This is a genomic window from Pseudomonas sp. 300 (assembly GCF_055803035.1).
The window spans coordinates 3,284,674-3,298,447 of the sequence record NZ_JAVLRV010000002.1 but is presented as its reverse complement, the minus strand read 5'-3'; the positions used below and the strand labels follow the sequence as shown (position 1 = coordinate 3,298,447).

General features: G+C 59.2%; 9 protein-coding genes. 7 read left to right on the top strand and 2 right to left on the bottom strand.

The window, feature by feature from the left end:
* Nucleotides 1-78 precede the first annotated feature (78 nt).
* Nucleotides 79-342: a DUF2790 domain-containing protein gene (locus Q7W83_RS21575; protein WP_150633304.1), complete on the bottom strand. Its 264-nt coding sequence runs from the start codon at nucleotides 340-342 to the stop codon at nucleotides 79-81.
* Between the two features lie 487 nt (nucleotides 343-829).
* Here Q7W83_RS21575 and acs point away from each other — a divergent pair, with 487 nt between their 5' ends.
* From acs to Q7W83_RS21540, 7 genes are all read left to right on the top strand, one after another.
* Complete coding sequence (acs, locus tag Q7W83_RS21570; protein ID WP_150633305.1) at nucleotides 830-2,785, top strand: acetate--CoA ligase; 1,956 nt, start codon at nucleotides 830-832, stop codon at nucleotides 2,783-2,785.
* A gap of 699 nt (nucleotides 2,786-3,484) precedes the next feature.
* Complete coding sequence (locus Q7W83_RS21565; protein ID WP_150633306.1) at nucleotides 3,485-4,258, top strand: ABC transporter substrate-binding protein; 774 nt, start codon at nucleotides 3,485-3,487, stop codon at nucleotides 4,256-4,258.
* Nucleotides 4,259-4,349: 91 nt separating this feature from the next.
* A complete protein-coding gene (locus Q7W83_RS21560; RefSeq protein WP_150639869.1) occupies nucleotides 4,350-5,039 on the top strand; it encodes an ABC transporter permease in 690 nt (229 codons plus the stop codon).
* Nucleotides 5,036-5,734, top strand: coding sequence for an ABC transporter permease (locus tag Q7W83_RS21555; RefSeq protein ID WP_150633308.1), 699 nt, complete (start codon nucleotides 5,036-5,038; stop codon nucleotides 5,732-5,734). Before Q7W83_RS21560 ends, Q7W83_RS21555 begins: the two co-directional genes overlap by 4 nt.
* Nucleotide 5,735: 1 nt before the next feature.
* Nucleotides 5,736-6,848: a M14 family metallopeptidase gene (locus Q7W83_RS21550; protein ID WP_473656866.1), complete on the top strand. Its 1,113-nt coding sequence runs from the start codon at nucleotides 5,736-5,738 to the stop codon at nucleotides 6,846-6,848.
* A gap of 27 nt (nucleotides 6,849-6,875) precedes the next feature.
* Nucleotides 6,876-7,640 carry an ABC transporter ATP-binding protein gene (locus Q7W83_RS21545; protein WP_008154324.1) on the top strand — a complete coding sequence of 255 codons (765 nt, stop codon included), beginning with the start codon at nucleotides 6,876-6,878 and terminating at the stop codon, nucleotides 7,638-7,640.
* A 245-nt stretch (nucleotides 7,641-7,885) separates the two neighbouring features.
* Nucleotides 7,886-8,866, top strand: a complete 981-nt coding sequence (locus tag Q7W83_RS21540) for a GlxA family transcriptional regulator (protein ID WP_010457247.1) — start codon at nucleotides 7,886-7,888, stop codon at nucleotides 8,864-8,866.
* Nucleotides 8,867-8,874: 8 nt separating this feature from the next.
* On the opposite strand, the gene Q7W83_RS21535 is transcribed toward Q7W83_RS21540, so the two are convergent.
* A complete protein-coding gene (locus Q7W83_RS21535) occupies nucleotides 8,875-13,590 on the bottom strand; it encodes a dermonecrotic toxin domain-containing protein (protein ID WP_473656862.1) in 4,716 nt (1,571 codons plus the stop codon).
* Nucleotides 13,591-13,774: the final 184 nt, after the last annotated feature.

Sequence of the window (13,774 nt, the reverse complement as noted above, 5' to 3'; positions counted from 1 at the left end):
GATCTATTCGGTTCGGCGCTTCATCTGCCTTGAACAGCGGGGCGGGTGGGTCGAACCGATAAGAGGGAGTGCGGGCGATTAGCCGTTGGAGCAGCCGTTACCCATGACGCTGTAACGCAGAATGTGGCGTTGACCTTTGGAGTCGTCGTATTCCATTTTCATGGGGACCACTTCGCACACATTGGGGATTTCACTCATGGAGACAACTTTGGCGATGTCCAGGTGAGTGGAGTAGGTGTATTCCTCGATGGCCGGTTGTTGCTGTGCGACATCAGTCGGGACCTCGTCTGCCATGGCGGTTGCGCACAGGCTGGAGAGGGCCAGAACTAATAAAGCTTTCATTTCGGTTTTACCTTTTAGAGGTCGAGTGGGGTCACGCAACCTTTTTGGGGTTGCGTGTGGAACTGGGTTACCGGGTTTTTGATTAACTGCCTTCGTGGGGGCTGCAACTTGGTTAATCAGGGTTTGCCGTGTTGGCGAGGCTGATTTTAGGCGTGAGGGGTGCGTTCATATAGGTGGGGTTTTGATAAACACCTTTGACAGATTTCGTAACAATCGGTGGATGGCGTTGTAGGGCGAGTTAGCTCAGGACGTCGTTCCGACGATAAACCGGAGGGTTCCATGGGTGTCAGATTTGACGCGTTATCGTTCACGAACATCGCGAGCAGGCTCGCTCCCACAGGAGTTTGCGTGGTGTTTGGGACGGTGGTTCCAGGCTTATCACGATAATTTGTAGGGGCTTGTTACTACCATCGTCGAATGGTTCTATAGGCCCGGCCCGGCTACAACTGGGTCATACAAAAACAACTATTCCACCGAGGTAAGAAAGATGAGTGCGGCTTCCCTGTATCCCGTTCGTCCCGAGGTTCTGGCCAATACGCTGACTGACGAGGCGACCTACAAGGCCATGTACCAGCAGTCCGTCGTCAACCCGGACGGCTTCTGGCGCGAACAAGCCAAGCGCCTCGACTGGATCAAGCCTTTCACCACGGTGAAGCAGACTTCCTTCGACGACCACCATGTCGACATCAAGTGGTTCGCCGACGGCACCCTGAACGTTTCCTACAACTGCCTCGACCGTCATCTGGCCGAGCGCGGCGATCAAGTCGCGATCATTTGGGAAGGGGATGACCCTGCCGAAAGCCGCAACATCACCTACCGCGAGCTGCACGAACAAGTCTGCAAGTTCGCCAACGCCTTGCGCGGCCAGGATGTGCACCGCGGCGACGTGGTGACTATCTATATGCCGATGATTCCCGAAGCCGTGGTCGCCATGCTGGCCTGCACCCGGATCGGCGCGATTCACTCGGTGGTATTCGGTGGTTTCTCGCCGGAAGCCCTGGCCGGTCGCATCATCGACTGCAAATCCAAAGTGGTGATCACCGCTGACGAAGGCGTTCGTGCCGGCAAGAAAATCCCGCTCAAGACCAACGTCGACGACGCGCTGACCAACCCGGAAACCAGCAGCATCCAGAAAGTCATCGTGTGCAAGCGCACCGGTGGCAACATCAAGTGGAACCAGCATCGCGACATCTGGTACGAAGACCTGATGAAAGTGGCGGGCAGTGTTTGCGCGCCGAAAGAGATGGGCGCTGAAGAGGCTCTGTTCATCCTTTACACCTCCGGCTCCACCGGCAAGCCTAAAGGCGTGCAGCACACCACCGGCGGTTATCTGCTTTACGCGGCCATGACCCATGAGCGCGTGTTCGACTACCGTCCGGGCGAAATCTTCTGGTGCACCGCCGACGTCGGCTGGGTCACCGGCCACACTTACATTGTCTACGGCCCGCTGGCCAACGGCGCGACCACCGTGCTGTTCGAAGGCGTGCCGAACTATCCGGACATCACCCGGGTGGCGAAGATCGTCGACAAGCACAAAGTCAACATCCTCTACACCGCGCCGACCGCCATTCGGGCGATGATGGCGTCGGGTCAAGCCGCTGTCGAAGGTGCTGATGGCAGCAGCTTGCGTCTGTTGGGTTCGGTCGGTGAGCCGATCAACCCGGAAGCGTGGGACTGGTACTACAAGAACGTCGGCAAGTCCCGTTGCCCGATCGTCGATACCTGGTGGCAGACCGAAACCGGCGGCAACATGATGAGCCCGCTGCCGGGTGCGCATGGCCTGAAGCCGGGTTCGGCGGCACGTCCGTTCTTCGGCGTGGTGCCGGCGCTGGTGGACAACTTGGGCAACATCCTCGAAGGCGTTGCCGAGGGCAACCTGGTGATTCTCGATTCGTGGCCAGGCCAGGCGCGCACGCTGTATGGCGACCATGACCGCTTCGTCGACACCTACTTCAAGACCTTCAGCGGCATGTATTTCACCGGTGACGGTGCGCGTCGTGACGAAGACGGTTACTACTGGATCACCGGGCGTGTGGACGACGTGCTCAACGTGTCCGGCCACCGCATGGGCACCGCCGAAATCGAAAGCGCCATGGTCGCTCACCCGAAAGTCGCCGAAGCCGCCGTGGTCGGTGTGCCGCACGACATCAAGGGGCAGGGCATCTATGTCTACGTGACGCTGAACGCTGGCGAAGAGACGAGCGAGCAGTTGCGTCTGGAGCTGAAGAACTGGGTACGCAAAGAGATCGGCCCGATTGCTTCGCCGGATGTGATTCAGTGGGCACCAGGGCTGCCGAAAACCCGTTCGGGCAAGATCATGCGCCGGATTCTGCGCAAGATTGCGACGGCTGAGTACGATGGGTTGGGCGATATCTCCACCCTGGCAGACCCGGGTGTGGTGCAGCATCTGATTGATACGCACAAGACGATGAACGTCGCTTAACAGCAGTTCTTGAGTCACTGAAAGCCCCATCCGGTGTCGTGCCGGATGGGGCTTTTTTTGTCTGTGGATTGTGTATTGGCTTGGCGGGCCTCATCGCGGGCAAGCCCGCTCCCACAGGGATTTGTGGTGTGCACGCAATCTGGACCCGCCCCCGAAACCTGTGGGAGCGGGCTTGCCCGCGATAGCGATCTGTCAGTCGCCAAATCAACAACGCCCAATAATTATCGGCTTCACCCGTAGGACATTTCCCACTGTTACCCGCCACCCTTCAAGTAACTGAATGTGTAACCGCTCGCGCCGATACGGGGCATTGAGAAACGCCATCAGCCCGCAACGGTGCATTTTCGCTCGGCAAAAAAATAAGAACCCACGCTACGCTTGCCGGATTAGAAGGCTTTGCCAATAATAGGCCCGCAATTTGCAATGTAGATCGGTTCACTGTCTTTTGCTCTTGCATGAAATTGCAAGGCTGTCAACGCGCCCAAGCGGCTTTCTCGGTGCTTCTGTAATTTGTTGTCGCATTGAAGAAATATCGGCTTCGGGCCTGTCGTTAGAATGCCGATCACTCGCTCGTCGTTGTCTGTGTTGAAAATTCGCACAGGCACAGTAGGACGCAGCAACGCTTTCCGGTTCCACTCATTCGCATATTGGGCTGTCGCTCACTCTGCCGTTTTAGCCCTTTACCGATGGAGTCCCAAGATGAAGAAACTCGTGCTGCTTGGCGCCCTGGCACTGTCCGTGCTGTCCCTGCCAACCTTCGCCGATGAAAAGCCTCTGAAAATCGGTATCGAAGCGGCTTACCCTCCGTTTGCTTCCAAGGCACCGGACGGCAGCATCGTTGGTTTTGACTACGACATCGGCAACGCCCTGTGCGAAGAGATGAAGGTCAAGTGCACGTGGGTCGAGCAAGAGTTTGACGGTCTGATCCCGGCACTCAAAGTGCGCAAGATCGACGCGATCCTGTCGTCCATGTCGATCACTGAAGACCGCAAGAAGTCCGTGGACTTCACCAACAAGTACTACAACACCCCGGCTCGCCTGGTCATGAAGGCCGGCACTCAAGTCAGCGAAGGCCTGACTGAGCTCAAGGGCAAGAACATCGGCGTGCAACGTGGTTCGATCCACGAGCGTTTCGCCCGCGAAGTCCTGGCCCCGCTGGGTGCCGAGATCAAGCCGTACGGTTCGCAGAACGAAATTTACCTCGACGTGGCGGCCGGTCGCCTCGACGGCACCGTGGCAGACGCTACGCTGCTGGATGACGGTTTCCTGAAAACCGACGCCGGCAAAGGTTTCGCCTTCGTTGGCCCGGCCTTCACCGACGTCAAATACTTCGGCGACGGCGTAGGCATTGCTGTTCGCAAGGGTGACGCGCTGAAAGACAAGATCAACACCGCGATCACCGCCATTCGCGAGAACGGCAAGTACAAGCAAATCCAGGACAAATACTTCGCCTTCGATATCTACGGCAAGTAACACGTTCCGGCGACAAGTCCGAAATGGCGCAAGCAGCAGGATCTCTGAGGTTTGCGCCATTTTTTCATCCCAACTTTCGAGGACCTGAATCATGTTGAAAGGCTACGGGGCTGTCATCCTCGATGGCGCATGGCTGACGCTTCAGCTCGCCTTGTCGTCCATGGCTCTGGCCATCGTTCTGGGGCTGATCGGCGTTGCGCTGCGTCTGTCGCCGGTGCGTTGGCTGGCCTGGCTGGGCGATCTGTATTCCACGGTGATCCGCGGGATTCCCGATCTGGTGCTGATCCTGTTGATTTTCTACGGCGGTCAGGACCTGCTCAACCGCGTCGCGCCGATGCTCGGCTATGACGATTACATCGACCTGAACCCGTTGGTCGCCGGTATCGGCACTCTGGGCTTCATCTTCGGTGCGTACCTGTCGGAAACCTTCCGTGGCGCGTTCATGGCGATCCCGAAGGGGCAGGCAGAAGCGGGCATGGCGTACGGCATGAGCAGTTTTCAGGTGTTCTTCCGGGTATTGGTGCCGCAGATGATTCGTCTGGCGATTCCGGGCTTCACCAACAACTGGCTGGTGTTGACCAAGGCCACCGCGCTGATTTCGGTGGTGGGTCTGCAAGACATGATGTTCAAGGCCAAGCAGGCGGCAGATGCCACCCGCGAGCCTTTCACCTTCTTCCTCGCAGTGGCGGCGATGTACCTGGTGATCACCAGTGTCTCGTTGCTGGCATTGCGTCACCTTGAGAAGCGCTACTCGGTAGGCGTAAGGGCGGCTGATCTATGATCTTCGACTACAACGTCATTTGGGAGGCCTTGCCGCTGTACTTTGGCGGCCTGGTGACCACCCTCAAATTGCTCGCACTGTCGCTGTTTTTCGGTCTGCTGGCGGCCTTGCCGCTGGGGCTGATGCGCGTCTCGAAGAACACCGTCGTCAACATGACGGCCTGGCTCTTCACCTACGTGATCCGCGGCACGCCGATGCTGGTGCAGCTGTTTTTGATCTACTACGGGCTGGCGCAATTCGAAGCAGTACGTGAAAGCTTCCTGTGGCCATGGCTGTCCAGCGCGACGTTCTGTGCGTGCCTGGCCTTCGCGATCAACACCAGTGCCTACACCGCAGAAATCATCGCCGGCAGCCTGCGCGCTACGCCGAACGGTGAAATCGAAGCGGCCAAGGCCATGGGCATGTCGCGCTTCAAGATGTACAAACGCATCCTGCTGCCATCGGCCCTGCGCCGTGCGTTGCCGCAGTACAGCAACGAAGTGATCATGATGCTGCAGACCACCAGTCTGGCGTCGATCGTGACCCTGATCGACATCACCGGTGCCGCGCGCACGGTCAACGCTCAGTTCTACCTGCCGTTCGAGGCTTACATCACCGCTGGCGTGTTCTACCTGTGCCTGACGTTCATTCTGGTGAAGCTGTTCAAACTGGCCGAGCGCCGCTGGCTGGGCTATCTGGCCCCGCGGAAGCACTGATATGGAACGCATCGATCATCCATTGCCGTGGAGCCACCTGGGCAGCGAACGCCAGATTTCGGTGTTCCGCTTCGGTAGTGGCGAGCGCAAGGCCTACATCCAGGCCAGCCTGCACGCCGATGAATTGCCGGGGATGCGCACGGCCTGGGAGCTGAAAAAGCGCCTGGCCGGACTCGAAGCCCAAGGCTTGCTCAACGGCGTAATCGAACTGGTGCCGGTGGCCAACCCACTGGGCCTCGGTCAACTGCTTCAGGGCAATCATCAAGGTCGTTTCGAAGCGGGCAGCGGCAAGAATTTCAACCGCGATTTCGTCGAGCTGAGCGCGCCAGTGGCGGCCCAACTCGAAGGACATCTGGGTGATGATCCGCACGCCAATATTCGCTTGATTCGCCAGGCCATGAGCGATCACCTGGCGGCATTGCCAGAGGCAAGCAGCCAGTTGCAAGGCATGCAGCGCGTACTGCTCAGCCATGCCTGCACCGCCGACGTGGTGCTGGATCTGCACTGCGACGCCGAAGCAGCGCTGCACATGTATGCCTTGCCGCAACACTGGCCGCAATGGCGTTCGCTCGCCGCGCACCTGAATGTGAAGGTCGGTTTGCTGGCGGAAGATTCCGGCGGCAGCTCCTTCGACGAAGCCTGCTCGCTGCCGTGGCTGCGTCTGTCGCGTCAGTTCCCGGACGCGCAGATTCCACTGGCGTGCCTGGCGACTACCATTGAATTAGGTGGTCAGGCCGATACCGGTCGCGCTGACGCCGAGGCTTACGCCGAAGGCATTCTCGCGTTCCTCGCCGAGCAAGGCTTGATCAGCGGCGAATGGCCGAAACCTGCGCAGGACGCCTGCGAAGGCATGCCGTTCGAAGGCACCGAATTGCTGTTCGCGCCGCATCCGGGCGTGATCAGTTTTCTGCGTAAACCCGGTGAGTGGATCGAAGCCGGCGATGAGATTTTCGAAGTGATCGATCCGTTATCGGATCGGGTCAGCACGGTGTGTGCTGGTACGTCCGGGGTGCTGTTTGCCATTGAACGGCTGCGTTATGCCCAACCCGGTTTCTGGCTGGCCAAGGTGGCGGGGCGCGAAGCGCTGCGTCACGGGCGCTTGCTCAACGACTGACTGACTGTTTTTGTGAGAACCGACCGCATGTACAAACTTGAAGTCCAAGACCTGCATAAACGCTATGGCAGTCACGAAGTGCTCAAGGGCGTGTCCCTGAAAGCGGCGGCTGGCGATGTGATCAGCATCATCGGCTCCAGTGGCTCCGGCAAAAGTACTTTCCTGCGCTGCATCAACCTGCTGGAGCAGCCGCACGCGGGCAAGATTCTGCTTAACAACGAAGAGCTGAAACTGGTGGCCAACAAGGACGGTGCGCTGAAGGCCGCCGACCCGAAACAGCTGCAACGCATGCGTTCGCGCCTGTCGATGGTGTTCCAGCATTTCAACCTGTGGTCGCACATGACCGCGCTGGAAAACATCATGGAAGCGCCGGTCCATGTGCTCGGCATGTCCAAGGCCGAAGCCCGCGAGAAAGCCGAGCACTACCTGAACAAGGTGGGCGTGGCGCATCGTAAGGATGCCTACCCAGGCCACATGTCCGGCGGCGAGCAACAGCGCGTGGCGATTGCCCGTGCCCTGGCGATGGAGCCCGAGGTGATGCTGTTCGACGAACCGACCTCGGCCCTCGACCCGGAACTGGTCGGCGACGTGCTCAAGGTCATGCAGGCCCTGGCGCTGGAAGGCCGGACCATGGTGGTGGTCACGCACGAAATGGGCTTCGCCCGTGAAGTGTCGAACCAACTGGTGTTCCTGCACAAAGGTGTCGTCGAAGAAAGCGGCAACCCGCGCGAGGTGCTGGTCAATCCACAGTCCGAGCGTCTGCAGCAATTCCTCTCGGGCAGCCTGAAGTAAACCGAACTCCCGTTGCGCACCGGGATAGTGCATGCTTCGCAACCTGAAGGCCGGCTCCGATCCCTGTGGGAGCTGGCCTGCCAGCGATAGCGGTATGTCTGCACCAGAGATGTTATTTGACCCACCGCCATCGCTGGCAAGCCAGCTCCCACAGTTTGATCTGTGTTGGTTTTGAGATTTGCGTTCATTTCCGGGCTAGCATTGGCCCATGCCTTCATCACTGTTTTCGTTTCGGATTGCCCGCCATGACTGCCCATCGAATTGGTTTCCTGATTTGGCCCAGCACTAAAGCACTGACGCTTGCGCTGGCTGAGGAGGCCTTGCGTGTTGCCCAGCGTGTGCATCCGGACGTGGTCTACGAACTGTCGTTTTTGCAGGCCGAACCGCCGACCGAAGGCGCCTGGCAATTGCCGGGTGAGCCGTGGGCCGGCAAGCTCGAAAATTTCCAGAAGCTGTTCCTGCTCGCCGATGAGCCGCCGACCACACTCGCGCCGGCGCTCAGCAGTTCGCTGAAACAATTGGTGCGTGCCGGTTGCGTGATCGGCGGTCTGTCGGCCGGTGTTTACCCGTTGGCGCAGCTCGGTTTGCTCGACGGTTATCGCGCTGCCGTGCACTGGCGCTGGCAGGACGATTTCGCCGAACGTTTCCCGAAAGTCATCGCCACCAGCCATCTGTTCGATTGGGATCGCGATCGTCTGACCGCGTGTGGCGGCTTGTCGGTTCTCGATCTGTTGCTGGCCGTGCTGGCCCGTGATCACGGCGCCGAATTGGCCGGTGCTGTGTCCGAAGAATTGGTGGTCGAACGCATCCGCGAAGGCGGCGAACGCCAACGCATTCCGCTGCAGAACCGCCTCGGCTCCAGCCATCCGAAGCTCACTCAGGCCGTGTTGCTGATGGAAGCCAACATCGAAGAACCACTGACCACCGACGAAATCGCCCAGCACGTGTGCGTGTCCCGTCGGCAGCTGGAGCGCATCTTCAAGCAATACCTCAACCGCGTGCCGAGCCAGTACTACCTGGAACTGCGCCTGAACAAGGCCCGGCAGATGTTGATGCAAACCAGCAAGTCGATCATCCAGATCGGCCTGTCGTGCGGCTTCTCTTCGGGGCCGCATTTTTCCAGTGCCTACCGCAACTTCTTCGGCGCCACGCCACGGGAAGATCGCAACCAGCGGCGCAGCAGCAGTCCGTTCGAGTTGTCGTCGGTGCCATCGGAACGAGGCTGACGGCCGTCTTACTCGTCGACTTCGGACCCCTCCGTGGATGAAACCTGCATCTCACCTCGATTGATCACTTCTTCCACATTGAAATCCGTGCCGGTGCTCTCGAAGTAGTCGATCAGCCGTAACACGCTTTCCTCGGAAAACGGATTGCCTCGAAGATTGATGTTTTCTGCCACTTCCACGGGCACTTCCATGATGTCGCTCGGTATGTCGGTGATGGCGTTATCGCTCAGGTCGGCCCAATCCAGTTCCTCCAGCTGCAGCAGGCCCCGGGGCACTTCGGTGATGCCGGTCTCGGCGAGCAGGACGGTGGCGATCCCCTTCATTTGACTCAGATCGGGCGTGTGGCCCAAAGGGTTGGCGCTCAAATCCAGATAGTCCAGCTGTTCCATTCCTGCCAATGCGTTTGCCGACTCCGCTGACAAAGTGATGCGGCATTCAGGCAGCGACAGTGATCGCAGTCTCCCCATCTTGAACACCGCCTCGGGAAGGGTGCCGAGGTCGCATTCTTGAAGTCTCAGGCTTTTGAGGTTGGGGAAGGCGTCGAGGAAGCGTCCGATCCGGGTCACGCCATCGACACTTTGCAGTTCCAGCGCCGAGACATGGCTGAAGTCGGCGCTGAGGGTTGGCAGCTCTCCGGTTATTCGGGAATTGATGACCAGATCGAACGTTGGTTCGAGTGAATCATTGAAATCGTCCACATCGGTCTGATGCCGCCAGCATTGCTGCAGCGTTTGCATGAATTCATCGCGGTTGGCGTGCTCGACAAACAGTTGGCGTTCATTGAACGGTTCGCCCGTGCGTGGGTGGAGCGGCGGCAGGTCGGCGGTCCATGCCGCCAGGTCGCTGCTCAACTGAGCGAGCTCCGTTTCCAGCCTGGTCAGTTCTATCCGGCCCTCTTCCAGGGTCCCGGGCAATTCGTAGACGAAGTCGCTGGCCTGCTCGACTTCCATGTTCGGGTAAAGCGCCCTGACACGCTCGATATCTGCCTCGGGGGCATAGACGCCCAGATCGTATGAGGTTTCGAGGTAATGCAGCTTGATGAGTTGTCGAACGCTCTCGACGAGCGGATTGTCCGACAGGTGTATGCCGCTCTTGTCGTAGACCACGCTGTCGAACAACCCGGCAGGCAGCTCGGTGATTAGGTTATTGATCAGCATCAGCGTGTCGAGCCTGGGATGCGTGACGACGCTGGCGGGGAATTCAGTCAGACCGGTTTCGCTCAGGTCCAGGTGCACCAGTTCAGGCATGGATTCGAGGCCGGGAGTCGTGGCGAATGGATTGCGGAACAGGTCCAGCATCACCAGTTTTTTCAATGAAGTCAGCCTTGACCAGGCGTCGGCGTCAAACCCGATCGCGCAGTCTTGGAGCAGCAAGGCTTCGAGGTTGGTCATCTGTGGGATGGCTTCGGGCAGGGTATTCAGGGAGAAGCGCCGTAACTCCAGGCGACGAAGGTTACTGAAGCGTTGCAGAAACCCGTGAACGCCTTGCTCGGCGCGACTGCCTTCAAGGGCAAGCAGGGACACGTGGCTGAAGTCTGCCGTCAGAACCGGCAGGTCACCCAGAATCGGTTCCGCGAACCGCAGCACGTATCGGTCACTGCTGTCCGCAGAGTCCAGGTCCCGGTCTGACTGCCTGCGCCAGCTGCGCTGGATTTCCTGGGCCAGCAACCGTCGGTTGTGCTGCTGGGCCTGTTGTTCCAGCTCGCTCAGTGGAAGCCTGGTTTCGGGGTGCACGGTGGGCGCTTCGTTTATCCAGCGACCCAGATCCTCGTGCAGCCGTTCCATTTCATTGCGCAGGCGCGAAAGCTCCACGCGAGCACCATCGGGGTGGCGTTGCAAGCGGGCAACGATGGCGCTGAGTTCATCCTGGGGCAGGCCTGGATACACCTCGCGAACCCTGTCAGCGAGTGTCGGTGTCGGGCGACCGATGCGTTGGTAACCCGCCGTTCCTCCGGGCAGGCGCATGGTCGTCGGGTCATAGAAGGGTTTTCGGTTGGGGTGCTTGGCCAGAAGCGCGCGCAACTCCGGTTTGTGCTGTGCTTGCCGGACAATGCGTTGTTTGAGTATCGGCCCGTCGTCGACAGAAAGGCCCATCGCGTTGCGCTCCGTTTCCGGCAATGCCTGAAGGATGGCCTGATAAAAGTCCCCCGGCAGCTCAGTGTTTTCATGGACCTTGTAAGTGCCGTCCTCGGCGTACACCAATGTCCTGAGGAGGGGCGCGTCGGGCTGGCCGATGCTGTCGCGCAACGTCCCTTCATGGGAAAACTCCCTGACCTCGATGCGCAGGCGAGCGGGCCAGCCGGGCAGTGACTCAAGCGTGTGCAGGGCCAGGCGATGGGTGTCCGCCGTCTCCATGCCCTCCAGATAAAACCCCTCATAGGCTCGGGCGACACGCACCGCTTCCATGGCTTTCAGTGCGACATCCTTGAGCCGTTGCGGCAAGCGCCCGCTGTGCATTTGCTTCAGCTCGGTGCCGGTTGCATTGCTCACCAGTTCTTGCGCGATGTCCGTGGGCAGTCCCTGTACTTCGCCCTGCAGCAGTTGAACGTGGCGGTCGTCGGTTTTTTCAAGTTCGCGGTAGCGAGACTGGAACAACGATGAGCGCTGATTCAACGCCTGATAGCGATCGGGATGTTCGCTGCCGGTCTGTTCGACCAGTGCCTGAATGTCGCGGTCGATTTTGAAGCGCTTGATCGTGTCGGTCAGTAGCGAAGGCGGGCGCTGATTCTCGACATGCATCTCGCGCAACACGTTGTCGTGAAAACCACTGATCTGCAGGATTTGCTCGCGCTCGGCACCGCTGAACGATTCGACGCTCTGGCCGAGTCGACGCAGCACGGTTTCCCGGTCCCACGTCAGCGGTCGCTCCAGCAGGGTCTGCCAGGCGCCATGATGGTTGTGGCGCAGAGCGGGCTGGTAGGCATCGGCCCGGTTCGGGTGTTGAATCTGAAAGCGGCCAGTCTTGCTGTCCGGTTTGACCGAGTAGAGTTTGTCTTCAATGCGAGCCAGCGTTTTGCCCTGATGCTGATACAAGCCGAGAGGGTCGCGTGTGGCCGTGTCCGGCAAATCAACGGATTGTTCGTAAGGGGTCAGATCCTGTTTCCAGTATCGGGTTTTGCCTGTGGCGGTTTCGACCGGTTTGAGCGGGGAAATCAGTGTCACCGCCTCGCGAGACATGAGGCCGTTGAATGCATTGGCCGCCATGGCGCCGCCCACCACGAACGTCCCGAGTTCAACCACCGTTTCAACGATCGTCATCAAGTGCCCGAATGCTTCGGTTTTCAGGCCTTCAGCCCAGTCGATGATGCCTTCGAACGTGTCGTCGAGCACTTGGTAGGCCATGTAGCCCAACATTATTTCGCCCAGAAACGGAACAAAGGGCAGAGCAGCGAACGACGCCACTTCAAGGATCTTTTTCGCGACATTGCTGAAGGCGTCCCATGACGCCCACCGTGCCGTTCGGTCGGCACTGGCGGTAGAGACCGCGAGGCTGCGTGCGTCATTGAGTATTTTGTTCAGTTGCTGCTGGTAGAGGTGCGTCCACAGATCGTTTCTGATCGAGCTCACCGAGAACTGCAGGTTGGGGTTGTCGATGGGGGTGTCGCGCCAGCTCGGCAGCGGATCACCGCGCTGGTGTTCATGCCAGGTGACCGCGCTGAGACGGCTGTTGAGGTCGGCGAAAAAGTGTCCTCGTTCCTGATGATCGATGAACCGGCTGAAGAACGCCTGATAAGCCGGGGCGCGCAGTTTGCGGGTCAGTTCGGTCATGAACGCCAAGGTGTCGGGGTACTGTTTGAGCGGATGTTCCGGGTCATCGGGGATGTAAGCGATGATCCGCGATCGTTGGGACGTGAGCTCAAGCCTCGGCGCGAAAATGACAATGCCCGTCAGCGTTGAAGACATGATTTTCAGGTCGTGACAGTGCAGTCGCCAGTTGTCCAGTCCCACGTTTTCGCGACCCTCGATAATGTCGAGAATCGACTGATGGGCATCGAGCGGCAGGTCGCCCCGGGCCTGGGCCATGTGCAGGGCTGAAAGCAGGGCGGCCTTGTGCGTCTTGATCACGCTCGCCTTCAACACGGCAGCCACTACCGGGTTGGTCGATCCCAGATATTCTTTGAGGTAAGTCTCGTATCGACCGCCGATATCCAGTTCCCTGCACATCCGGGTGAAGTGCTGAATGGAGAGTTGGCGCTTGATCGCCGGCAACGTCTCGAATTGTCCCGTGGACGAAGGTTCTGTGATGAACGTCGAGGCGGATTCGTAGGCCTCGGCTTCGCTTTCCGAATCCTGAAAGTTGTGCAGGGCGGCGTCGAGCAGCGATACCGTCCAGGTGCGCGCGGCACCGGTCTTGATCGGGAACCACGGAATGGTCTGCGGGATGTACAGGCGCAGGAAAGTCGTCTTGACGTCCAGGTCCAGGCCGTAGCGGGTTTTCAATGCGTCTCGCAGAAGCGGTTCGGCAAAGTCCCGGGCGTTCTGCAATTTATTCAGCATCGATTCCAGGTGGTTGCGCTGGGTCAGGTAGTGCGTGTTGGCTGCTTTCAGGGCCTGATGCTGCTGGCGGGTTGCCTGGGTGTGCCAGTCAGGAATGGCCAGCGGCGCGCTCTTGAGCGCGCGGCGGGTGGCGGGCGACGTTGTTAATACCCAGTCGGGCAGATTGTGGAAGACATGCTGAAAATGCGTGTCTGGCTGAGCCGTAAGCTCGGATTCATGTTGGGTCATTGCGCTAATCCCTTAGCGTTTGGATGGACGCGCAGCAAAACAGACGATGAGGCAGGGTGTGCGGTACATAATTACCGCATCGCTTCACAAGCCTGCCTATAACCTGTGCCGCCGGTTTAAACTGCGCCTTTGCGACGCTATATGTCGCATTGCCGTAAACCCGGCTGAAACCGGGGTTTGCGCT

What these genes read in the sequence shown, in the direction of transcription:
- Q7W83_RS21575 (WP_150633304.1), bottom strand. Translation starts at nt 342, where the DNA reads ATGAAAGCTTTATTAGTTCTGGCCCTCTCCAGCCTGTGCGCAACCGCC.
- acs (WP_150633305.1), top strand. Translation starts at nt 830, where the DNA reads ATGAGTGCGGCTTCCCTGTATCCCGTTCGTCCCGAGGTTCTGGCCAAT.
- Q7W83_RS21565 (WP_150633306.1), top strand. Translation starts at nt 3,485, where the DNA reads ATGAAGAAACTCGTGCTGCTTGGCGCCCTGGCACTGTCCGTGCTGTCC.
- Q7W83_RS21560 (WP_150639869.1), top strand. Translation starts at nt 4,350, where the DNA reads ATGTTGAAAGGCTACGGGGCTGTCATCCTCGATGGCGCATGGCTGACG.
- Q7W83_RS21555 (WP_150633308.1), top strand. Translation starts at nt 5,036, where the DNA reads ATGATCTTCGACTACAACGTCATTTGGGAGGCCTTGCCGCTGTACTTT.
- Q7W83_RS21550 (WP_473656866.1), top strand. Translation starts at nt 5,736, where the DNA reads ATGGAACGCATCGATCATCCATTGCCGTGGAGCCACCTGGGCAGCGAA.
- Q7W83_RS21545 (WP_008154324.1), top strand. Translation starts at nt 6,876, where the DNA reads ATGTACAAACTTGAAGTCCAAGACCTGCATAAACGCTATGGCAGTCAC.
- Q7W83_RS21540 (WP_010457247.1), top strand. Translation starts at nt 7,886, where the DNA reads ATGACTGCCCATCGAATTGGTTTCCTGATTTGGCCCAGCACTAAAGCA.
- Q7W83_RS21535 (WP_473656862.1), bottom strand. Translation starts at nt 13,590, where the DNA reads ATGACCCAACATGAATCCGAGCTTACGGCTCAGCCAGACACGCATTTT.